16 protein-coding genes are annotated in these 21,478 nt (G+C 73.5%); 5 read left to right on the top strand and 11 right to left on the bottom strand.

Features of this window, described 5'->3' with window-relative positions; translation table 11 throughout:
* Positions 1 to 32: 32 nt before the first annotated feature.
* Both ACGFMP_RS20710 and ACGFMP_RS20705 read right to left on the bottom strand, forming a co-directional pair.
* Positions 33 to 728, bottom strand: a complete 696-nt coding sequence (locus ACGFMP_RS20710) for a LuxR C-terminal-related transcriptional regulator (RefSeq protein WP_393674174.1) — start codon at positions 726 to 728, stop codon at positions 33 to 35.
* Positions 725 to 2,092 (bottom strand): PspC domain-containing protein, encoded by a 1,368-nt coding sequence (locus tag ACGFMP_RS20705; protein WP_393674173.1) that lies wholly within the window; start codon positions 2,090 to 2,092, stop codon positions 725 to 727. Before ACGFMP_RS20705 ends, ACGFMP_RS20710 begins: the two co-directional genes overlap by 4 nt.
* Positions 2,093 to 2,240: 148 nt before the next feature.
* Here ACGFMP_RS20705 and ACGFMP_RS20700 point away from each other — a divergent pair, with 148 nt between their 5' ends.
* Positions 2,241 to 3,557, top strand: coding sequence for a PspC domain-containing protein (locus ACGFMP_RS20700; RefSeq protein WP_393674172.1), 1,317 nt, complete (start codon positions 2,241 to 2,243; stop codon positions 3,555 to 3,557).
* A complete protein-coding gene (locus ACGFMP_RS20695) occupies positions 3,554 to 3,772 on the top strand; it encodes a hypothetical protein (protein ID WP_393674170.1) in 219 nt (72 codons plus the stop codon). Before ACGFMP_RS20700 ends, ACGFMP_RS20695 begins: the two co-directional genes overlap by 4 nt.
* Here the strand turns inward: ACGFMP_RS20695 and ACGFMP_RS20690 are convergent.
* Complete coding sequence (locus ACGFMP_RS20690) at positions 3,720 to 4,277, bottom strand: DoxX family membrane protein (RefSeq protein ID WP_393674168.1); 558 nt, start codon at positions 4,275 to 4,277, stop codon at positions 3,720 to 3,722. The two genes, ACGFMP_RS20695 and ACGFMP_RS20690, sit on opposite strands and share 53 nt — an antisense overlap.
* Positions 4,278 to 4,439: 162 nt before the next feature.
* Positions 4,440 to 6,044 (bottom strand): glutamine-hydrolyzing GMP synthase, encoded by a 1,605-nt coding sequence (gene guaA / locus ACGFMP_RS20685; RefSeq protein ID WP_393674167.1) that lies wholly within the window; start codon positions 6,042 to 6,044, stop codon positions 4,440 to 4,442.
* A 326-nt stretch (positions 6,045 to 6,370) separates the two neighbouring features.
* Between guaA and ACGFMP_RS20680 the strand changes: the two genes are divergently transcribed.
* The gene (locus ACGFMP_RS20680) at positions 6,371 to 6,667 is read left to right on the top strand and encodes a chorismate mutase (protein WP_393674299.1); all 297 of its coding nucleotides are present in this window, start codon (positions 6,371 to 6,373) and stop codon (positions 6,665 to 6,667) included.
* A gap of 341 nt (positions 6,668 to 7,008) precedes the next feature.
* On the opposite strand, the gene ACGFMP_RS20675 is transcribed toward ACGFMP_RS20680, so the two are convergent.
* Together ACGFMP_RS20675 and ACGFMP_RS20670 are read right to left on the bottom strand one after the other, a co-directional pair.
* Positions 7,009 to 8,859 (bottom strand): GMC family oxidoreductase N-terminal domain-containing protein, encoded by a 1,851-nt coding sequence (locus ACGFMP_RS20675; protein WP_393674165.1) that lies wholly within the window; start codon positions 8,857 to 8,859, stop codon positions 7,009 to 7,011.
* A 10-nt stretch (positions 8,860 to 8,869) separates the two neighbouring features.
* Complete coding sequence (locus ACGFMP_RS20670; protein ID WP_393674163.1) at positions 8,870 to 10,489, bottom strand: succinic semialdehyde dehydrogenase; 1,620 nt, start codon at positions 10,487 to 10,489, stop codon at positions 8,870 to 8,872.
* Positions 10,490 to 10,740: 251 nt separating this feature from the next.
* Here ACGFMP_RS20670 and ACGFMP_RS20665 point away from each other — a divergent pair, with 251 nt between their 5' ends.
* Both ACGFMP_RS20665 and ACGFMP_RS20660 read left to right on the top strand, forming a co-directional pair.
* Positions 10,741 to 11,319 carry a carboxymuconolactone decarboxylase family protein gene (locus ACGFMP_RS20665; protein ID WP_393674161.1) on the top strand — a complete coding sequence of 193 codons (579 nt, stop codon included), beginning with the start codon at positions 10,741 to 10,743 and terminating at the stop codon, positions 11,317 to 11,319.
* Positions 11,316 to 12,167, top strand: a complete 852-nt coding sequence (locus ACGFMP_RS20660; protein ID WP_393674159.1) for an RNA polymerase sigma-70 factor — start codon at positions 11,316 to 11,318, stop codon at positions 12,165 to 12,167. The genes ACGFMP_RS20665 and ACGFMP_RS20660 overlap by 4 nt, the downstream gene beginning before the upstream one ends.
* A 58-nt stretch (positions 12,168 to 12,225) precedes the next feature.
* Here ACGFMP_RS20660 and ACGFMP_RS20655 read toward each other — a convergent pair whose 3' ends face one another.
* From ACGFMP_RS20655 to ACGFMP_RS20635, 5 genes are all read right to left on the bottom strand, one after another.
* A complete protein-coding gene (locus tag ACGFMP_RS20655; RefSeq protein WP_393674157.1) occupies positions 12,226 to 13,779 on the bottom strand; it encodes a serine/threonine-protein kinase in 1,554 nt (517 codons plus the stop codon).
* A 61-nt stretch (positions 13,780 to 13,840) separates the two neighbouring features.
* Positions 13,841 to 15,871, bottom strand: a complete 2,031-nt coding sequence (locus ACGFMP_RS20650) for a protein tyrosine kinase (RefSeq protein ID WP_393674155.1) — start codon at positions 15,869 to 15,871, stop codon at positions 13,841 to 13,843.
* Positions 15,872 to 15,977: 106 nt separating this feature from the next.
* A complete protein-coding gene (locus tag ACGFMP_RS20645) occupies positions 15,978 to 17,810 on the bottom strand; it encodes a protein kinase (protein WP_393674153.1) in 1,833 nt (610 codons plus the stop codon).
* An 85-nt stretch (positions 17,811 to 17,895) separates the two neighbouring features.
* Entirely contained in the window at positions 17,896 to 19,557 is a 1,662-nt protein-coding gene (locus tag ACGFMP_RS20640; RefSeq protein WP_393674151.1) for a serine/threonine-protein kinase, read from the bottom strand.
* An 83-nt stretch (positions 19,558 to 19,640) separates the two neighbouring features.
* Positions 19,641 to 21,347: a glycerol-3-phosphate dehydrogenase/oxidase gene (locus ACGFMP_RS20635; protein ID WP_393674149.1), complete on the bottom strand. Its 1,707-nt coding sequence runs from the start codon at positions 21,345 to 21,347 to the stop codon at positions 19,641 to 19,643.
* Between the last annotated feature and the right edge of the window lie 131 nt (positions 21,348 to 21,478).

The raw sequence follows: 21,478 nt of genomic DNA, 5'->3' as shown, positions 1-21,478 counted from the left end.
GCCCGGGGGCCGAAGGCCCCGTGGCCGCGGAATCAGACCAGCCGGCGGGCCGTCGCCCAGCGGGTGAGCTCGTGCCGGTTGGACAGCTGGAGCTTGCGCAGCACCGCCGAGACATGGGACTCGACCGTCTTCACCGAGATGAAGAGCTGCTTGGCGATCTCCTTGTACGCGTAGCCGCGGGCGATCAGGCGCAGCACCTCGCGCTCCCGCTGGGTCAGCCGGTCCAGGTCCTCGTCGACCGGCGGGGCGTCGGTGGAGGCGAAGGCGTCGAGGACGAAGCCGGCCAGCCGGGGCGAGAAGACGGCGTCGCCGTCGCGGACCCGGAAGACGGAGTTGATCAGGTCGGGCCCGGTGATGGTCTTGGTGACGTAGCCGCGGGCGCCGCCGCGGATGACGCCGATGACGTCCTCGGCCGCGTCGGAGACGGACAGCGCCAGGAAGCGCACCGGCTGCTCGGGGTCGGCCGCAAGCGCCGCGCAGCGGCGCAGCACCTCGACGCCGCCGCCGCCGGGCAGGTGGACGTCGAGCAGGACGACCTCGGGGCGGGTCGCGGTGACCACGCTGACCGCCTGGTCGACGTCGGCGGCCTCGCCGACCACCTCGACGCCGGTCTCCGCGGTGGTGCCGATCTCGGCCTGCACGCCGGTGCGGAACATCCGGTGGTCGTCCACCAGGACCACCCTGACCCGCCGCTCTTCCCCCTGCGCAGCCGAACCCGTGTCCGTCATGCCGTCACCCTCTCCATCTCAAGTTCGACTTCCGTGCCGCCGCCGGGCGCGGGGCGCAGCCTGGCCTCGCCGCCGTTGCGCCGCATCCGGCCGATGATCGATTCTCTGACGCCCATCCGGTCGCCTGGCACCGCGTCGAGGTCGAAGCCGGGTCCGTGGTCGCGTACCGACACGAAGACCTTCCCGTCCTCCACCTCGGCGTAGACCTGGACGGCCCCCCCGCCACCGTACTTGGCGCCGTTCACCATGGCTTCCCTCGCGGCCTGCATCGTCGCGACGAGGCGGTCGTCGAGCGGGCAGTCGCCGACGCAGACCACCTCGACGGGCACCCCGTGCGCGTCCTCCACCTCGGCGGCGGCGGCGCGTACGGCGTCGGCCAGCGTCGTCGGCTCGTCGTCGCGGCCCGTGCCCTCCGGGCGGTAGAGCCAGGCGCGCAGCTCGCGCTCCTGGGCGCGGGCCAGCCGGGAGACCTCGCGCGGATCCTCGGCGTTGCGCTGGATCAGGGTGAGGGTGTGCAGGACCGAGTCGTGCACGTGGGCGGCGACCTCGGCCCGCTCCTGGGCGCGGATGCGCATCAGCCGCTCCGCGGAGAGGTCCTGCGTCATGCGGACCAGGTAGGGGCCGGCTATCAGCGCGACACCGACCAGCACCGCGAGCGCGGCCTGCAGGATGCCGCCGAGGTGGCTGCCGGTGCCGCGGACCACGATGAAGCCGGTGACGCCCGCGACGACCAGCGCGACACCGCCGGCCGCCCTCACCAGCGGCCAGAAGCGCTTGCCGTGGCTCATCTCGACCCAGCGGGCCTTGCGCGCGTTGTCGGCCTGCCGCCACACCAGGGACACGCCGAGCGCGATGACCAGCAGCGGCCAGACCGCGCGGTTGGCGGCGCCGAGGTTGAGGTTGTCGATCAGGATGCCGGTGCCGACCGCGAGTGCGATCAGCGCCATGACCTGGCCCTTGTCGGGGCGTTTCCCGGCCAGCCAGGAGCGGGCGTCACGGGGCTCCTTCGCCTCCGCGACGCCGCCGACGCCGAGGGGGACGAAGAACCAGAAGACGGCGTAGAGGAGCACGCCGATGCCGTTGAAGGCGGCGAGCACCAGGAAGAGCACCCGCACCCACAGCACGGGCAGCCCGAGGTGCCCGGCGAGGCCGCGGGCGACGCCGCCGACCATCCGGCCCTCGGAGCTGCGGTAGAGCTTGCGCACCCCGGGGTCCGCGGGCTCGGGCGGGTTGAGGAAGGACGCACCGGTGGAGGCGCCGGGCGGACCCGCGGAGACACCGCCCGGCCCGCCCGCGGGACCGCCCCGCAGCCCGCCGCCGGGCGGTCCCGTGTGCGCCCCGGACGGGGCGCTGCTCGCTGACATACCCCCGATCGTCACACGTCCGGGCCCTTCGAGGCATCAGGGTCGATCCCCCAAGGGTTGCCCCGGGTGACCACCCAGGGTCGGATCAGGGTCCTTCCAGGGTCGGGGCGGGTGCCGGGCGGCGCCGGGAGCGGCCACCATGGTGGGTATGACGGAAGAGCCGCACGACGAGGCGCCACGGACCGGTGCCACCCGCGCCCCCTCCCCCGACACCCCCGGCTCCGGCGCCGAGGAGGGCAAGGGGGACACGGGCAGGCCGCGCATCACCCGGGGCCGGGAGCACAAGGTGCTCGCCGGGGTGTGCGACGGTGCGGGCCGCTACTTCGGCATCGACCCGGTGATCCTCCGCATCGTGCTGGCCGTGCTGTCGCTGACCGGCGGCATCGGTCTGATCATCTACGGCATGGGCTGGCTGGTCATCCCGCAGGAGGGCGAGGAGCAGAGCGAGGCGCACCGGCTGATGTCGGGCCGCATCGAGGGCGCGCCGCTGACCGCGGTGCTGATGACGCTGGTGGGCTGCGGCCTGTACGCCTCGATGCTCGGCAACGGCGCCAACCAGGCCTTCTCGCTGATCCTGCTGTTCGCGACCGCGGGCGCCGTCTACTGGTCGCAGCAGCGCCGCGCGGCCGGCGGAGAGGCGGCCTCGGCGACGGCGGCCGCGGCGGTGGCGGACGCGCCGCCCGCCGTGCAGGCGCCGCCGGAGCCCGGCGGGTCGCCGTCGTGGTGGCGGGATCCGCTGTCGAAGGAGCAGCCCGGCTATCTGTGGGGCCCGGACGACGGCCCGTACGGCGACACCGACCGGCAGGCGTGGCGGGACCGGAAGAAGGCGGTCAAGGCGGGCCGGGAGCGCAACTGGGCGTTCTCGCTCGCGGTCTTCCTGCTGACGGTGACCGCGCTCGGCGTCGGCACCGGGGTGTCCTGGCCCCACCAGCCGGCGCGCGCGAGCCTGGAGATCGGCCTCGCGGCGGCGCTCGGCGTCCTCGGGACCGCCTTCGTGATCGCGTCCTTCGCCGGGCGGGCCAGGGGCGGCACGATCTTCTTCTCGGTGCTGGCGCTGGCCGCCCTGGTCGGCACCACCGCGCTGCCCAGGACCGGCCACGGTGTCGGCAGCACCACATGGCGCCCGGTCACCGCGGCGGGCGTGCACCAGCTGTACGAAAGGGGTACGGGCCGCGGCCGGCTCGACCTGACGGCGCTCCCGCTGGACGGCGGCACCGTCCGCACCCACGTGAAGGTGGGCGCGGGCCAGGTGGAGGTGCTGCTGCCGCCGGGCGCCACGGTGGTGCTCGACTACGACCTCGGCGTCGGTGAGACCGTGCTGCCGGGAAAGGTGAACGACGGCGTGGACGTGAAGACGGGACAGCACCGCACGGTGACGCTGGAGCCGCCCGCGGGCACCGCGTCGACCGGCATCATCGACCTGCGGGTCGAGGTCGGCGTCGGCCAGGTCAAGGTGGTCCGGTGAGACGGCACCGCTTCGAGCCCGCCGCCCTGGTCATGGGCCTGGTCCTGCTCAGCCTGACGGTCTTCTTCCTGCTGGACGCGGGCGGGGTGTGGCATCTGCGCCCCGCCGAGGCCGGGCCGCTGGCCGTCGGCGGCCTGGCTCTGGCCGCCGCGGCCGGCATCCTCACGCAGGCGGTGCGGAGCGTACGGGCCCGGCGGGCGCGCCGGCATCCGTAGCCGGCGCGCTACGCGCCCCCGGCACGGTGCCGCGCTCCCGGCGTGCGCGCAGCCACCAGTCGAGCGAGAAGGTGGGCGCCCCGGCCAGCACCAGCGGCAGCCAGGCCATCAGGTACGCCAGGTCGTTGCCGTAGTAGTAGGGCGTGGTGGCCCAGCTGACGGTCAGCCACAGGCTCAGCGAGATCGCCGCGCCGCCTGCCGCCGCCACCCGCCCCAGCAGCCCGAAAAGCGTCCCGAGCCCGACCGCCAGCTCGCCCAGCGCGATCGCGTACCCGAAGGGGTGCGGCGCCTTGAGCGCCAGGTCGATCAGGCCGGGGACGCCCGCCGAGTCGTGCGACCCGTGCAGGGTCTGCACCAGCGACCCGTTGGCGCTGTCGGTGAAGAAGGTGTCGCTGGTCAGCTTGTCCAGCCCGGCGTAGACGAAGGTCACACCGAGGAAGATCCGCAACGGCAGCAGCGCATGGCGTCGAGCGGTCTCCCGCCAGGTGTCGATCGTGTCCCGCATCGTCTCCCGCCTCTCCCGCCGCGCGCGTCGTGGGGTGGAAGCGGTCTTCCGGTGCGCCGGCGTCAGACAGTCATACGTACACCAGCACGCTGTGACTCAACGCCGGCGGCGGAAACCCCGATCCGGTCCCCGGCCGGGATCCCGGCCGGAGGGTGGGAGCGGCTACTCCCACTCGATGGTGCCCGGGGGCTTGCTGGTGATGTCGAGGGTGACGCGGTTGACGTCCCTGACCTCGTTGGTGATGCGGGTGGAGATCCTGGCCAGCGTGTCGTAGGGCAGCCGGGACCAGTCGGCGGTCATCGCGTCCTCGGACGAGACCGGGCGCAGCACGATGGGGTGGCCGTAGGTGCGGCCGTCGCCCTGGACGCCGACCGAGCGGACGTCGGCGAGCAGCACCACGGGGCACTGCCAGATCTCGCGGTCGAGGCCCGCCGCGGTCAGCTCCTCGCGGGCGATCGCGTCGGCCTCGCGCAGCAGGTCGAGCCGCTCGCGGGTGACCTCGCCGACGATCCGGATGCCGAGGCCGGGGCCGGGGAAGGGCTGCCGCTGGACGATCTCCTCGGGCAGGCCGAGTTCCTGGCCGACCATGCGGACCTCGTCCTTGAACAGCTTGCGCAGCGGCTCGACCAGCTGGAATTCCAGGTCCTCTGGGAGCCCGCCGACATTGTGGTGCGACTTGATGTTGGCGGTGCCGCTGCCGCCGCCGGACTCGACCACGTCGGGGTAGAGGGTGCCCTGCACCAGGAACTCCACCGGGTGGTCGCCGGGGGCCTCGGCGACGATGTCGGCCTGCGCCTGCTCGAAGACCCGGATGAACTCCCGGCCGATGATCTTGCGCTTCTGCTCCGGGTCGGAGACCCCGGCCAGCGCGGCGAGGAAGCGCTCGGAGGCGTCCACGACCCTGAGCTGCACCCCGGTGGCGGCCACGAAGTCCTTCTCGACCTGCTCGGTCTCGCCCTTGCGCATCAGACCGTGGTCGACGTAGACGCAGGTCAGCTGGCTGCCGATGGCCTTCTGGACCAGGGCGGCCGCGACTGCGGAATCGACGCCGCCCGACAGGCCGCAGATCGCCCGGCTGCTGCCCACCTGGGCACGGATCAGCGCGACCTGCTCGTCCACCACGTTGGTGGTGGTCCAGGTCGGGGCCAGGCCGGCGCCGCGGTAGAGGAAGTGCTCGAGGATCTGCTGGCCGTGCGTGGTGTGCAGCACCTCGGGGTGGTACTGCACGCCGTAGAGCCGCTTCTCGTCGTTCTCGAACGCGGCGACCGGCACGACGTCGGTGGACGCGGTCACGGTGAAGCCCTCGGGCGCCGCCGAGCAGGCGTCGCCGTGCGACATCCACACCGACTGCTCGGCGGGGGTGCCCTCGAAGAGCGTCGAGCCCGGCTTGGACACGTCGAGCGCGGTGCGGCCGTACTCGCGCGCCCCGGTGTTGTCGACGGTGCCGCCGAGCGTGGTCGCCATCAGCTGGAAGCCGTAGCACATGCCGAACACCGGCACCCCGGCCTCGAACAGCGCCCGGTCGAGGGTGGGCGCGCCCGGCTCGTAGACCGAGGAGGGGCCGCCGGACAGGATGACCGCCTTCGGGCCCTTCGCCAGCATCTCGGCGACCGGCATGGTCGAGGGCACGATCTCGCTGTACACCCTCGCCTCGCGCACCCGGCGGGCGATGAGCTGGGCGTACTGTGCCCCGAAGTCGACGACGAGGACGGTGTCCGTGTCGGCTTCGGTGCTGCGGTCGGGGGCGGCGGGGGTCGCTGATGCCACGGGCTGCCTTCCGGCGGTTGCTGCAATGGGGTCGAGTTCCGATTCTACCGTCGCTACACTCGCCGCCATGACCCCGCACATCTTCGCGTTTACCTATGGCACCCGGCCCGGCCGGCTGCCATGGTCGCGTCGCGTGTGCCACTGACACAGCGACTTCCAGGCGCCCCGGGCCGTACGGCCCGGGGCGTCTGCCGTTCCACCCCCCGGGCCGTACGGTCCCCGCGGCGCCGCGGACGTCCTGCGGACCCGAGGAGCAGACCGTGACCGTACCCGCAGCAGCACCCGTACCCGCGCCGGCAGCCGTGCCCGCGGCCCTGCCCGAGCCGGTGTCCCCGGCCGCACCCGCGGCCGAACCCGCGCAGCCGGGCGCGCCGGTCTGCGCAGACGACGTCATCGCGGCGAACCGCGCCCGTATCGACGGGCTCGATGCCCGCATCATCGCCCTGGTCCAGGAGCGGGTGGCGGTGTCGCGTGCGGTCCAGGAGGCCAGGATGGGCTCCGGCGGGCGCCGGGTGCACCTGGCGCGCGAGCTGGAGATCCTGCGCGTCTACGGCGACGCCCTCGGCCGGCCCGGCACCTCGGTGGCGATGACGCTGCTGGAACTGTGCCGCGGCAGCGTCTGAGGCGGGCCGCCGCCGCGACCCTTTCGAGGGGGATCACCCAAACGGCACGTGACCGGCCCGCGGCCCCTTCGTTGGAGGTGGTGTCCGTGCCAGCCAGGGGCGGTAACCCAACACCACGCGTGGAAATGGACACCGCCCAGACGCAGCTGGGCGGGGTGTGACCGGTGCGATGAGGCAGGCCGCAGCAGTGCGCCCGCCGTGGGACCTCGCGCCGGGGCAAGTGACCGGACGGCAGGGGACAGCAGCCCGGTCACGACTCCAAGGAAAGCGGCCGGCGCCGGGGACGCCCGGAACCGGCCGCTCTGCGAAGAACAGACCGTGAAGCACACATTACAGCGTGTTCAGAGCTGCTTGTCGGGAACGGTCCGCGCCGGCGGCACCGCAGGTACGGGCAGCAACGGCAGCCGCAGACCGCCGAAGGCGTCTTCCGGCACCACGGGGGCGGCCGGCCTGACCGGGGCGATCCTGCGGTAGGCATCGCCTTGGGCCGGCCGCGGGTCGGCCTCGCCCTTGTTGGGCCACAGCGACATCGCCCGCTCCGCCTGGGCGGTGATGGTCAGCGACGGATTGACGCCGAGGTTCGCGGAGACGGCCGAGCCGTCCACCACGTGGATGCCCGGGTGCCCGAACAACCGGTGGTAGGGGTCGATCACGCCGTGCTCGGGGTCCTCGCCGATCGGGCAGCCGCCCAGGAAGTGCGCGGTCATCGGGCGCTGGGTGGCCTCGCCGATGTTGCTGCCGGGGAAGCCGTTGATCTGCTGGGCGATCAGCCGCGCCGCCTCCGCGCCCTCCGGGATGTGCACCGGGTTGGGCTCGCCGTGGCCCTGGCGGGCGGTGAGCAGTCCCTTCCCGAGGCCTTTGGTCTTCCGGAAGGTGGCCAGCGAGTTGTCGCTCGTCTGCATGACCAGGCCGATGATGGTGCGCTCCGACCAGCGGCGGTTGGACAGCGAGCGGAAGGCCAGGACGGGGTGCCTGATGTTGTTGCCTGCGAACTCCAGCCAGCGCGGCACCCTGCCGCGGTAGGGCGCGGCGAGCACCGAGAGCGAGCCCATCGAGTTGGACCCCCGGCCGTAGCGGACCGGCTCGATGTGGGTGTGGTCGTTGGGGTGCACCGAGGAGGTGATCGCCACTCCCCTGGTGAAGTCCAGCGGGCGGTCGGGGTGCTTCCTGCGGTAGCGGCCCGGGGTGGTCTGCGCGCCCACCAGCGCCTCGGAGTTGGTCCGGGTCAGCTCGCCGAGCCGGGCCGACATCCCGGGCAGCCGGCCCGTGTCGCGCATGGCGTGCAGCAGTGTCTGCGTGCCGTAGGTGCCCGCCGCGACCACCACCTGCCGGGCCCGCAGCACCCGCCGCTCGCCCTTCCTGCGGTGGTCGGTGGGCACGGCGGTGACCCGGTAGCCCCCTTCCGCGTCCTCGGTGAGGTCGACGACGGTGGTCATCGGGTGGACCACGGCGCCGGCCTGCTGGGCGAGGTGCAGGTAGTTCTCGTTGAGGGTGTTCTTGGCGCCGTGCCGGCAGCCCGTCATGCACTCCCCGCACTCGGTGCAGGCCCGCCGCGTGGGCCCGGCCCCGCCGAAGTACGGGTCGGGGACCTCCTCGCCCGGGGCGGCCCTGCGGGTGTCCCCGGCGCCGTCCGCCCGCTCGGCGTCCTCGTGCTCGCCGTCCTCCGCCACGGCGTCCTTCCCGTCGCCGAAGAAGACGCCGACCGGGGCCAGATGGAAGGTGTCGCCGACGCCCATCTGCTCGGCCGCGGCCCGCAGATGCACGTCGGAGGGCGTGACGGTCGGGTTGGTCCGCACGCCGAGCATGCGTTTGGCCTGGTCGTAGTAGGGCGCCAACTCCTGCTGCCAGTCGGTGATACGGCCCCACTGCCGGTCCTGGAAGAAGGCGGCGGGCGGCACGTAGAGGGTGTTGGCGTAGTTCAGCGAACCGCCGCCGACCCCGGCCCCGGCGAGCACCAGCACGTTGCCCAGCACATGGATGCGCTGGATGCCGTAGAGGCCGAGCGCGGGAGCCCACAGGTAGTTGCGGAAGTCCCAGGAGTTCCTCGGCAGTTCGTCGCGGGCGAAGCGGCGGCCCGCCTCCAGCACCCCGACCCGGTAGCCCTTCTCGGTCAGCCGCAGCGCCGAGACGGCGCCGCCGAAGCCGGAGCCGATGACCACGACGTCGTAGTCGTAGCCGTCTTCCTCTGCCACAAGTGCCTCCTCAGCGGATCCTCAGCGCCTTCATCAGCCGCAGCGACCGGTTCAGGAAGGCCGCGTACTTCTCGTCGTCCATGCCGAAGGAGGGCGCCATGGGAAGCAGCCGCTGGATGGCGACGGTCTGGGCCTCGGTGAACTTGAGGATCCCCTCGGAGCCGTGCCTGCGGCCGAGCCCCGAGTCCTTCATGCCGCCCATGGGGGCGCGGACGCTGCCGTACGCGGCGGCGTAGGCCTCGTTGACGTTGACGGTGCCGGAGCGCAGCCGGGCGGCGATCCCGGCGCCGCGGCGGGTGTCCTTCGTCCACACGCTGGAATTGAGTCCGTAGTCGGTGGAGTTGGCGCGCTCGACGGCCTCCTCCTCGTCGCGGAAGCGGTAGACCGACACCACGGGGCCGAAGGTCTCCTCCGTGCACACCGCCATCGGGGCCTCGACGCCGTCCAGGATGGTCGGCTCGTAGACGTAGGGCCCGATGTCGGGGCGGGCGCGGCCGCCGGCCAGCACCCGGGCGCCCTTCTCGCGGGCCTCGTCCACGTGGCGGGTCACCACGTCCAGCTGCCGCTGCCCCACCAGCGAACCCATGCCGGCGCCGTACGCCAGCCCGGTGCCGAGGCGCAGGGCCCTGGTCCGCTCGGCGAACTTCGCGAGGAAGGCGTCGGCGACCGACTCGTCCACGAACAACCGCTCGATGGAGATGCACAGTTGGCCGGCCGACGCGAAGCAGGCGCGGACCGCGCCGTCGGCGGCCTTGTCGAGGTCGGCGTCCCGCAGCACCAGCAGGGCGTTCTTGCCGCCCAGCTCCAGGCTCGCGCCGATCAGCCGGGCCGCGGCCCGCTGCGCCACCTCGCGGCCGGTGCGGGTCGAGCCGGTGAAGGACACGTAGTCGGCGTGGTCGACCACCGCAGGGCCGACGACGGGTCCTTCGCCGATCACGATCTGCCAGACGCCGTCCGGCAGCCCCGCCTCGATCATCCGCTCGCGCGCCCACAGGGCGGTCAGCGCGGTCTCGGTGTCCGGCTTCATCACGACCGCGTTGCCCGCCGCCAGGGCGGGCAGCGCGTCGCCCACCGACAGCTCCAGCGGGTAGTTCCAGGGCGCGATCTGCCCCACCACCCCGCGCGGCTGGCGCAGCTCCACGGTGCGGGTGAGGGTCGGGATGGCGCCCAGGTGGCGCCTGGGGGCCAGATACGAGGGGGCCTTGCGCCCGTAGTGCCGGGCGGCCATCGCGACGACCTGCACCTCTTCGTGCGCGTGCAGCCGGGTCTTGCCCGTCTCGACCTGGATGAGGTCGAGGACCTCCGCCTGCCGGGCCAGCACCAGGTCGTGGAACCCGAGCAGCACTCCCGCCCGCTTGCGGGCCGGTGTCGCGGCCCATCCGCGCTGGGCTTCCCGCGCGGCGCGGAAGGCCTCGGCCACGTCGTCGGGCGACGCCTCGGGGTACTCGGCGAGCCGCTCGCCGGTGAGCGGCGTGTGGCTCACGGTCCTGGTGCCGCCCGGCAGCCCGCGGGTCAGCCGCGCCACCAGCTCGGGTGTGACGACGTCCCCAGGGCCCCGGGCGCTGACCGGCGCGGCCGGATTCCCGTCGGGGGGTGCGATCGCTGCTGCCGGCGTCGGCGAATCCGTCATGCCGGTGAGGTTACGACTCCGGACACCGCGTGGCTACCCATGAGTAGCCGTTTTCTCCCCCGGCGACGCGATTCCGCCACCTTCCGCTGGCACTCTCCCTCCCGCGCAGGCCACCCCGGGGTAACCCGCGGTAGCCACAAGTGCAGCATCGGCCCCTGCGGCTTCCTTGCCCGCCCCCTGTCACGCGGACGGATCGGGCGGTGTCTTCATGCCGCACGACGCACACGGACGCCCCGAAGGAGATCGACACCATGACGCCACGCATTCCGAAGGCCGAGCTCGACAGCGAGCTCAGGGAGAACATGATCAAGCAGCTCGGCTCCGTGCCCGAGCCCCTGGAAGTGCTCGCGAACCACCCCGAGCTGGCGCGGGCCAACCAGGAGTTCGCCGCCGAGGTGGGCAGGTGGGACGCGGTCGACGCGGGCCTGAAGACCTTCGCGCACATGGCGGTTGCCGCGCAGGTCGGCTGCGGCTGGTGCCTGGACGTCAACTACTTCGCCGCGCTGAACGGGAACCTGGACCTGGCCAAGGCCAGCCAGGTGCCGCGCTGGCGGGAGTCGGAGGTCTTCACCCCGCTGGAGCGGGACGTGCTGGAGTACGCGGAGGCCATGACGAACACCCCGACGACGGTCACGGACGAGCTGTCCGCGGCCCTGCTCGACCGGCTCGGCCCGGCCGCGCTGGTCGAACTCACCGTCTTCATCGGCTTCGCCAACCTGGCGGCCAGGACCAACACGGCGCACGGGATCACCTCGCAGGGCTACTCCGACACCTGCGCGGTCCCGCTCGCCGCACGCCCCGCCGGCTCCGGCGTAGCGTCCACCGCATGACAGCCGACCAGTTCGTCACCCACCGCAGCCTGCTGTTCACGGTCGCCTACGAGATGCTCGGGTCGGCCGCCGACGCGGAGGACGTGCTCCAGGAGTCCTGGCTGCGGTGGGCCGACGTCGACCGCTCGCAGGTGCGCGACGCCCGCGCGTACCTGGTCAGGATCGTCACCCGGCAGTCGCTCAACCGGCTGCGGACGCTGTCCCGCCGACGCGAGGACTACGTCGGGGAGTGGCTGCCGGAGCCGCTGCTGACCAGCCCCGACGTCGCCGAGGACGTCGAACTCGCGGAGAGCGTCTCGATCGCGATGCTGACCGTGCTGGAGACGCTGGGGCCCACGGAGCGTGCGGTCTTCGTGCTCCGCGAGGTCTTCGAGATGCCCTACGGCGAGATCGCCGAGGCGGTCGGGAAGCCGGCCGCCACGGTGCGGCAGATCGCCCGGCGGGCACGCGAGCACGTGGCGGCCCGCCGGCCGCGGGAGCGGGTGAGCCGGTCGGAGCAGCAGGCGGTGGTGGAGCGCTTCCTCGCCGCGCTGCGCACCGGGCGGTTGCAGGACCTCATGGAGGTCATGGCCCCCGACGTGGTCCTGATCGCCGACGGCGGCGGGGTCACCGCGGCCGCTCCCGCGCCGGTGTACGGGGTGGAACTCGTCGCGCGGCTGCTCGCCCGCCCGGACCGCAGCGTCCACGCGATGTGGCTCAACGGCGCGCCCGCGGCCCGGATCGAGGTCGACGGCAAGTCGGCTGCGGTGAGCCTGGTGGTGGAGAAGGGCCTGATCACCCGGATCCACGCGATCGCCGACCCGCGCAAGCTGACCCGGCTGGAAGAACCGGCGGAACTCTCCAGGTGACCGCGGCCCGCCGCCGAGCGGCCGCGCCCGGTGGTCAGCGCCGCCGGGACGGCCGGGCTCACGGGGTGAAGGTCGCCCGTGCGGTGTCGAAGACGGCCCGGGTCTGCTCGACCTGGGTGACCGGGCCCGAGACCCACACGTCGTACATCCGGCCGTCCTGCGTCCAGCACAGGTCGAAGGTGCGGCGGGCGCCGGTGCCGTCGGCGAAGCCGTCGTAGGTGAACTCCCAGAGCGCGGCCTCCTGGCCGTGCTGGGTGGTCCTGGTGATGACGCCGTCGCGGAAGCCGGTGTACGGGCCGTTCGGGCCGCGGGCGGCGACGTCCTGCGCGTGCATCACCGCGTACGGGCCGCCGGGGTCGAGCGACTGCACGCGCTCGCCGAAGCGGAAGCTGTGGTCGGGCGACCAGTAGTAGACCCGCGGCGCGACCTCCTGCCGGATCCAGCCGGCGGGCAGCGCCACCGAGAAGCCGCGCTTGTCGGTGGTCGTGCGGAATCCGGCCGGGAGGGCCGACGCGGTGGGGGCGGGCGAGGGAGGCGGTGACGCCGTCGTCGGCGGCGGGGACGCCGTGGTCGGCGGCGCGCTCGCGGTGGCGGGCGGCGGCGCGGCCGTGGCGCCGCCGCCCCTGGTGACGACCAGGGCCGCGGTGCCGCCCGCGACGACCGCGATCAGGACGGCCGCCGCGACCCCGGCGAGCAGCCTGCGCCGCCGGCCGCGCGGCGCGGCCGGCGCGGCGGGCTCGTGGACGGGGAGTTCCGGGGTGGGCGCGTCCGGTGTCGGCGGCTCGACGCCGGTCTCCGCGTACGCGACCAGTACGGTCTGCACCTCCGCGGCGGCCATCCGGCGGGCCGGATCGCGCTCCAGCAGCGCCCGTACGACGGGCAGCAGCGGGCCGACCGCGGCCGGCGGTGTGATGTCGGCGATCGCGACGGCGTGCACGATCTCGCCGATCGACTCGCGCTGGAAGGGCGAGTGGCCGTCGACGGCCGCGCACAGCAGCGCGCCGAGCGACCACAGGTCGGACTCGGGGCCCGCGGGCCGGCCCGACATCCGCTCGGGCGCGGTGTATTCGGGCGAGCCGACGAAGCCGCCGGTCTCGCTGATCGTGGCGCTGCCCGGGATGCGGGCGATACCGAAGTCGGTGAGAACGACGCGGCCGGTGGCGCGGTCCACCAGGACGTTGGCGGGTTTGACGTCGCGGTGCTGGATGCCGTGCGCGTGGGCCGCGTAGAGCGCCCCCGCGACGGCCGCGCAGATCCTGGCCGCCTCCCGCGGTGCCAGCGGGCCGTCCTCGCGCAGGATGTCGGCCAGCGAGCGGCCGTCCACCAGCTCCATCACGATCCACGGGCGGCCGTCCTGCTCCACGACGTCGTGCACCACGACGACGTGGGGGTGCCGGATACGGGCCACGCTGCGGGCCTCGCGCAGCGCGTGGTCGTGCTGCCGGCCGGAGTCAGGGTGCAGCTCCTTGACGGCCACCTGGCGGTGGAGCAGTTCGTCGGTCGCCGCCCACACGGTGCCCATGCCGCCGCGGCCCAGGCGTCCGGTGATCCGGTACCGCCCCGCCACGACCCGCCGCGGTGCCGCGGCGCCCGGACCCCCGTCACTCGCCATACGGCCATCATGCCGCACCGCCCCGGCGGCACGGGGGGATCCATCGGCAATGGTGCACCGGTCACTTCGCGGCGTAGGTCTCCATCACCTTGTCGAACGCCCGCTGCACAGCGGCCCGTTGGGAATCGGGACCGTAGATGAGGACCACGTGGTAGCGGCCGCCGATCTGGATCGCGACGTTGCGGCCGTAGACGGACTGCCCGTTGGCGTCCCGCCAGGTGTACTCGCCCTCGGCGGCCGGGTGGCCCTGGACGGTGACGCTCTGCAGGCCGGCCGCCGAGGACCACGACGAGTCGCGGAAGTCGGCGAGTTCGGGCTCGACGAGCTGGTAGGCGAGCGGGTCGTCGCTGTCGCCTGTCGCCTTGTCCCGCCCGGGCACGACGGTCATCGTGAGGTCGCTCCCGGTGTAGCGCACCTGGCCCTTGGAATTCTTGCCCGCCCGCTGCCAGCCGGTGTGGACGGCCACGGTGAAGCCCGCGGGGTCGGTGCGCAGCACGAAGTCCGAGCCGAGGTCCGGCGGCGGGGCAGGCGGCGCCGCGGTGGTGGACTCCTGTGTGGGCTCCTTCGTCGGGGCCTTGGTCGCGGTGTGCGTCGCCGGCGCGGAGGACGGGGGCTCGGTGTCCTTCTTCTTGCCGCCGGAGCCGGGCATCTCGGCCGGCACCGTACGGTCCCCGTTGCCGCCGTCCGTCGAAGTGCCGCGGTGCGGCAGCAGGAGCACCGCGGCCACCACGAGCACGACGAGCGCCGCGAGGACCAGCACCAGCAGCCGGGCGCCGAGCCGGCGCGGGGCGGCCGCGGTGCCGTCGCCCGCGGGGCGGCGCGAGGAGACCACCTGCTCCTGGTGGAAGTGCTCCTGCCGGACCTCGCCGCGCTTGACCCGCTCCCGCTTGGCCTTGGCGACCTTGGCCTGCTTGCCGCGGGCGTGCCTGCGGTGCTGGAGCCCCGCGGGGTCGGCGGCCTCGCGGCGCCGGCGCCTGACGAGTTCGCCCTTGCGGCGCTTGACCGGCAGCTTCGCCGCGTCGGTGGGCACCTGGACGGTGTGGGCGCCGATCTCCGGCTCGGGCGCGGAGCGGATCAGCGAGCGCAGCCAGCCGCCCAGCTCCTCGGCCTCGGGCCGCTCCTCGGGGTCGGGCCGCAGCAGCGACTCGACGACCGGGCGCAGCGGCCCGCACTCCTCGGCGAAGGCCGGCGGCTCCGCGCACACCATCTGGACCAGCTCGGCGGCATTCTCCTCGGGATACGGCGGGTGGCCCTGGACGCTGCGGAAGAGCAGCGAGCCCAGCGCCCACAGGTCGGCGGGCGGGCCGACGGGCGGGGACAGCTGCCAGTTCTCGTGGACGGGGTGTGCCTGTTCGGGCGCCCAGCGCTCGGTGACGGCGCCGACGACGGTGATGCGGTTCTGCCGGGCCCGCTCCTGTTCGAGCGCGGACCTGGGGCCGTGCCAGGCGGCCGGGTCGCGTCCTGCCCCCTCCGACGGGCCCTCGGCGCTCTCCGCGCCCTCCGCGCCGCCGCTCATCGCCGGGACCTGCTCGGGCTCCTCCGGCAGCGGGTCGTAGCCGCACAGGGCTTCCTGTGCGGCGCCGGCCGCGAGGCCGCCGAGCATGGCGCGGCCGTCGTCGCAGACCAGCACCGTGCCGGCGGTCACGTTGCGGTGGGTCCAGCCGTTCGCGTGCAGCGCGCGCAGCGCGGTGAGGACGTCGGAGGCGACCTCGGCGGCGCGGTAGGCGTCGATGGGGCGTTCGGCCAGCAGGGCGGCGAGCGGGCGGCCGGACACCAGTTCGCTCGCGATCCACAGGCTGCCGCCCTCGACGAAGATGTCGAAGACCTGCACCAGCCTGGGGTGGTCCGGTATGGCGGCAGCGGCGCGGGCCGCCGCCAGCGCGCGGCGCGAGCTGTCGTCGAGGCCGTCAGGGCCTGCGTCGTACCCGGCGGACTCCGCGGCGACCACCTCGGGCAGCAGCACCTGGCGGACCAGGACCTCCTGGCCGCTGTAGGTGTCGAAGGCGCGGGTCTCCACGAGTTCGTACTCGTCGGCGGGCGGCCTGGGCAGCCGGTAGCGGTCGGCGAGCACCCGCCCTGCGTATTCGTCCACGGCGCCCCCTCCCTGGCCCGGTCGGACTGCGGTGCGAACCGGTCACGTCCGGGCGGTTCCGGATGCGTACAGTTCGCGCCCCTTCACGATACGTGCTGCGGGACGCTCACTTGGCCGGTTTGAACGTGTCGAAGACGACCTCGCGGATGTGCCGGTTCGTATCGCTGTTCCACGCGTCGACGGGGAAGGTGAACAGCAGCGCGTACCCGTGGTGAGCGTCCGTCACCATGCCTCGGTTCAGGACACGCACTTGCGTACCCGAAACCGTCCGCTTGTACTCCCAGTCCGCGGCGTCGTAATCGCGGTAGGCGGCCTTCCTGACCCCGATGAGGTGGTAGCCGGACATGCTCGGCCCGTACGCCTTGGAGTCGTGCTGCCAGTTGGCGAGCGAGCTGGCTCCGGGCTTGGACGTCCAGTCGACCATGAGCCGGCCGCCGCCCGGACCGCTGAAATACGTGCCCGAGGGGTAGTGGGGATTGTCCGGAAGTCGCTTCCAGCCGTCCGGGATCGCCACCGAGGCCCCTCCGTTGGTGGCGAGGCGCTTGAACCCGGCGGGCACCGCGTCGGCCCCGGCCCCGGTGCCCGGCGTCCCGGTGGACGCGCCGCCGGACGCCGACGTGCCGGTGCCCGTGCCCGTGCCGGTGGCTTTGCCGCTGCCGGTCGCGCTCGGCGGGGCGGACGGGCTGCTGCCCGCGCTCTCCTTCCGCTTCCCGGGCGCCGACGTCGAGCCGCTGCTCTTGCCGTTCTTGCTGTCGCCGTCGCCTCCGCCGGAGTTGGCGATCGCGACGCCTATCACCGTGCCCAGCAGGGCGATCACGACCGCGACCACGGCGATGACCAGGGTGCGGCGCGGCACGACGTCGGTGATCGAGGCACGGGCCGGCTCCGGCACATCGGCGGGGGTGCCGGGTTCCGGGGCCGGCACGGGCGCGGCCTTGGACTTCGTCGCGGCCCTGCGCACCGACCGCAGCGCCTCGCGCACCCTGATCTGCTCGGCGGCGGAACGCCGGGCGGCGGGCGGCGCGTCGGTCGGGGTCGGCTGCGGGTCGACGGGCAGCAGCGTGGTGCGGGTCTCGCCGGTCGGCGCGGGCGGCGCCACCGGCCGCTCGGGGGCGTCGGCGACGCTCTGCAGCATCGCGCGGGCCGCGCGCTCGTCCAGCCGCTTGTCCGGGTCCTTGGCCAGCAGCCCGGTGATGACGGCGCTGAGCGGCCCGGCGTTGCGCATCGGCCCGACGGGCTCGGTCATCACCGCGGTCAGGGTGGCGATGGCCGACCCCATGTCGTACGGCGGCCGGCCTTCGACGGAGGCGAAGAGCAGCGCGCCCAGCGACCACAGGTCGGCCGGCGGGCCGGGCTTCTGGCCGCGGGCCCGCTCGGGCGAGATGTACGAGGGCGCGCCGACCAGCATTCCGGTGGAGGTGACCGAGGGGTCGCCGTCGATCTGCGCGATGCCGAAGTCGCCGAGCACCACCCGGGAGTCGTCGGCGATCAGCACGTTGGACGGTTTGACGTCGCGGTGCAGGATGCCCTCGCGGTGCGCGGCGGAGAGCACGTCGAGGATGACGAGCCCGACCTCCGCCGCCCGTTTCGGGGTCAGCGGGCCGTCCTCGCGGATCGCGTCGGACAGCGATCTGCCCTCGATCAGCTCCATCACGATCCACGGCCGGTCGTCCTCCTTGACGACGTCGTAGACGGTGATGGCACCGCTGTTGCGGATCCTGGCGGTCGCCTTGGCCTCGCGCAGCGTGCGGGTGACCAGGCGGCGCTTCTCGTCCTCGTCGACGTTCCCGGGGAACCGCAGCTCCTTGACGGCGACGGTGCGGCCCAGGGTCTCGTCGACCGCGCGCCAGACCGTACCCATCCCGCCCTTGCCGAGTACGCCGTCGAGGCGGTACCGGTCGGCGAGCACGCGTCCGTCGGTACCTTCGACCTCGCTCATGGGTTCCCTCTGCAGTCCTCCGGTGTGAATCCCCATCATCCCCGACCGGGGCACCCGGATGCGAATACGGAGATTCGGCCGCGCTTCAGCCCGTCTGCTGGAAACCGGCGACGGCGGTGTCGAACACCGGCCTGTACGTGTCCCATTGGGCCTTCGGGGCGGACAGGTAGATCGCGTACTCACGTCCACCCTCCTTGCCGAATCCGAGGTCCACCGCGCGGAAGGTGCTGCTGGAGCCCTTGAAGGTGAACTCCCACAAGGCGGCGTCCTGGCCCGCGGGGGTCTTGGTGCGCAGCATGCGCATGCGGTGGTAGTTGTGGACCTGCTCCTCGGTCTGCGGCTCCAGCTCGATCCAGTGCTGGTAGGGGTCGGGGCCGCCGAAGTCCAGGGAGCTGATCTTGAGGCCGACCTTGCCCGTCGGGTCGACATAGCTGACCTGGTCGCCGCCGTCGACGACCTTCTTCGTCCAGTGGTCGGGGACCGGGACGGTGTAGCCGCGGTCGGCCTGGCTCACCAGGTGGTAGCCGTCGGGGACGGGCGGCGGCTCGTAGGTGGTGGGGGCGGCGGTGGGGGTCGTCGGCTGCGTGGTGGGCGGGGTGGTGGTCGGCGGTGCCGTCGTCGCGGTCGCCGTGGTCGCGGGGGGGCCGCCCTTGTCGCTGCCGTCGGCCGCGGTGTCCGACCGGTTCGCCCGGTCCACGACGAGGGCGACGCCGCCGGCGATCACGGCGACCGCCACCACGGCGGCGATCCAGCGGCCCGGACGGCGGCCGGACGGGCCGGCCTCCGCGGAGCGCTGGGCATGCTGCCCGTGCTGCGGGCCCGGCGGATGCGTACCGCCGGGATGGGCGGCCTGGGAGGCCGGCGGGTCGGTGGCGGGGAGCTGCCGGGTGAAGCCGGTCTCGACCAGCGCGGTGTCCTGCTCCCCCGCCGGTATGCGCAGCATCCCCTCGGCCTCTTCCGCCGACAGCCGCTCGGCCGGCTCCTTGGCCAGCAGGCCGGCGATCACCCGGGTCAGCGCCCCCGCGTTCGGCGCCGGCACGACCGGCTCCTCGGCTATGGCGTACGCCGTCTCGATCGCGGTCGGGCGGCGGAAGGGCGACTTGCCCTCGACGGCCTGGTAGAGCGTGGCGCCCAGCGCCCACAGGTCGGCCTCGGGACCCGGCATGGCGCCGCGGATGCGCTCGGGCGACAGGAAGTCGATGGAGCCGATGAGTTCGCCGGTGCGGGTGAGGGTGGAGGTGCCGGACGCCTGGGCTATGCCGAAGTCGGTGAGCACGATCCGCCCCGCGTCGCCGAGCAGCACGTTGCCCGGTTTGACGTCGCGGTGCAGCACCCCGGCCCTGTGGGCGGCCCGCAGCGCCGCGATCATGCCGCGGCCGATCCTGGCGGCTTCGGCGGGCGGCAGCGCGCCGCGCTCCTTGAGCAGTTCACCGAGGGTGACCGAGGGGACGTACTCCATGACGATGGACGGCAGGCCCGCGTCGTCCACCACGTCGTGGACGACGATGACGTTGGGGTGGCTGATCCGCGCGGCGGCGCGCGCCTCGCGGCGGGTGCGCTCGAAGAGGGTGGCCACCTCCTCCTCCGCCATGTGCGGCTGCGGCGGGTGCAGCTTCTTGACCGCGACCTGGCGGTCGAGGAGTTCGTCCTCCGCCCGCCACACGGTGCCCATGCCGCCGCGGCCGATCCGCTCCATGAGCCGGTAGCGGCCCGCGACCAACCGCCCCTCGTCCGCGGGTCCCACCATGTCGTGCTCCTCCGTCTGTCCCCCGATCACGCGTTCCCTGGAGGCTGTTGTGCGCCCTGTGGGAGCGTCCAGACGCCGTGCGCCTAGAGAGGCACGATATCCGGCGCGCCCAGCCGGGCGGCATCCGCGGTCAGATCATCGGGCTGGAGCTGCGATTCACGCTCGGCTTCCACCCGCTTCTCGTAGTACTCGACCTCCTTGTCGACCTGGTCGGCGTCCCAGCCCAGCACCGGCGCCATCAACTCCGCGACCTCGCGGGCACTGCGGGTGCCGCGGTCGAAGGTCTCGATGGAGATGCGGGTCCTGCGGGCCATCACATCGTCCAGGTGGCGGGCACCCTCGGCGCTGGCCGCGTAGACGATCTCCGCGCGCAGGTAGTCGTCGGCCCCGCCCAGCGGAGCGGCGAGCGACGGGTCGTCCGCGATCAGGTCGAGCACTTCGTCGGCGAGGCTGCCGTAGCGGCTGAGCAGGTGCTCTATCCGCGCGACGTGCACACCGGTGCGGGCCGCGGTCCTGGCGCGGGCGTTCCACTCGGCCCGGTAGCCCTCGGCCCCGGCCAGCGGCACGTCCTCGGTGCAGCACTCGGCGACCCGGTGGTCAAGGCCGTGCACGGCCTCGTCCACCGCGTCCTTGGCCATCACCCGGTAGGTCGTGTACTTGCCGCCCGCGACCACCACGAGTCCCGGCACCGGGTGGGCCACGGTGTGCTCCCGCGACAGCTTGCTGGTGGCGTCCGACTCGCCGGCCAGCAGCGGGCGCAGCCCGGCGTAGACGCCTTCGACGTCGTCCCTGGTCAGCGGGGTGTTCAGGACCGAGTTGACGTGGTCGAGCACGTAGTCGATGTCGGCGCTCGACGCCGCAGGGTGCGCCTTGTCCAGGTCCCAGTCGGTGTCGGTGGTGCCGACGATCCAGTGCCTGCCCCACGGGATGACGAAGAGCACGCTCTTCTCGGTGCGCAGGATCAGCCCGGTCGTGGAGTGGATCCGGTCCTTGGGCACCACCAGGTGGATGCCCTTCGAGGCACGTACGTGGAACTGCCCCCGCTCGGCGATCAGCGCCTGGGTGTCGTCGGTCCACACCCCGGTCGCGTTCACCACCTGCTTGGCCCGCACGTCGTACTCGCCGCCCGACTCGGTGTCGTGCACCCGGGCGCCGACGACGCGCTCCCCCTCCCGGAGGAATTCGGTCACCCGCACCCCGTTGGCGACATGGGCACCGTAGGAGGCGGCGGTGCGTATCAGGGTCGCCACGAAGCGTGCGTCGTCCACCCCGGCGTCGTAGTACTGCAAGGCTCCCACCAGGGCGTCCTTGCGCAGCGCGGGCGCCACCCGCAGGGCGTGCTTGCGGCTCAGGTGGCGGTGCAGGGGCAGGCCGCGGCCGTGCCCAGACGACAGCGACATCGCGTCGTAGAGGGCGACGCCCGAGCCCGCGTAGAGCCGCTCCCAGCCCTTGTGCTGGAGCGGGTAGAGGAAGGGCACCGGGCGGACCAGGTGCGGGGCGAGCTTCTCCAGCAGCAGCCCGCGCTCCTTCAGCGCCTCGCGGACCAGCGCGAAGTCCAGCATCTCCAGATAGCGCAGCCCGCCGTGGATCAGCTTGCTCGACCTGCTCGATGTGCCCGCGGCCCAGTCGCGGGCCTCGACGAGCCCGGTGGACAGCCCTCGGGTGGCCGCGTCGAGTGCGGTTCCCGCGCCCACGACGCCGCCACCCACCACCAGGATGTCGAGTTCCCTGTCCGCCATCCCGGTGATGGCCGCGGCCCGCTGGGCCGGTCCGAGTGTCGTCGTACGCATCCGTACCTCCGTGCCTGCCTGCTGATCGGGCTCTCGGTCGGTTCTGCTCGGTCGTCGCCGCCCCGGCTCCGCCCGGCCCGCCGTGGTTCCGGCGGGATCGCGCGGGAGGCTCTCCTTCGATAGTGACCGGC

This window comes from Streptomyces sp. NPDC049040 (genome assembly GCF_043197715.1).
GTDB lineage: Bacteria > Actinomycetota > Actinomycetes > Streptomycetales > Streptomycetaceae > Actinacidiphila.
This window is presented reverse-complemented; position numbering and strand designations above follow the sequence as displayed.

Bases quoted from the DNA above. Each gene is read 5' to 3' on its own strand.
- ACGFMP_RS20710 (WP_393674174.1), bottom strand. From the start codon at position 728: ATGACGGACACGGGTTCGGCTGCGCAGGGGGAAGAGCGGCGGGTCAGG.
- ACGFMP_RS20705 (WP_393674173.1), bottom strand. From the start codon at position 2,092: ATGTCAGCGAGCAGCGCCCCGTCCGGGGCGCACACGGGACCGCCCGGC.
- ACGFMP_RS20700 (WP_393674172.1), top strand. From the start codon at position 2,241: ATGACGGAAGAGCCGCACGACGAGGCGCCACGGACCGGTGCCACCCGC.
- ACGFMP_RS20690 (WP_393674168.1), bottom strand. From the start codon at position 4,277: ATGCGGGACACGATCGACACCTGGCGGGAGACCGCTCGACGCCATGCG.
- ACGFMP_RS20670 (WP_393674163.1), bottom strand. From the start codon at position 10,489: ATGACGGATTCGCCGACGCCGGCAGCAGCGATCGCACCCCCCGACGGG.
- ACGFMP_RS20665 (WP_393674161.1), top strand. From the start codon at position 10,741: ATGACGCCACGCATTCCGAAGGCCGAGCTCGACAGCGAGCTCAGGGAG.
- ACGFMP_RS20660 (WP_393674159.1), top strand. From the start codon at position 11,316: ATGACAGCCGACCAGTTCGTCACCCACCGCAGCCTGCTGTTCACGGTC.
- ACGFMP_RS20655 (WP_393674157.1), bottom strand. From the start codon at position 13,779: ATGGCGAGTGACGGGGGTCCGGGCGCCGCGGCACCGCGGCGGGTCGTG.
- ACGFMP_RS20645 (WP_393674153.1), bottom strand. From the start codon at position 17,810: ATGAGCGAGGTCGAAGGTACCGACGGACGCGTGCTCGCCGACCGGTAC.
- ACGFMP_RS20640 (WP_393674151.1), bottom strand. From the start codon at position 19,557: ATGGTGGGACCCGCGGACGAGGGGCGGTTGGTCGCGGGCCGCTACCGG.
- ACGFMP_RS20635 (WP_393674149.1), bottom strand. From the start codon at position 21,347: ATGCGTACGACGACACTCGGACCGGCCCAGCGGGCCGCGGCCATCACC.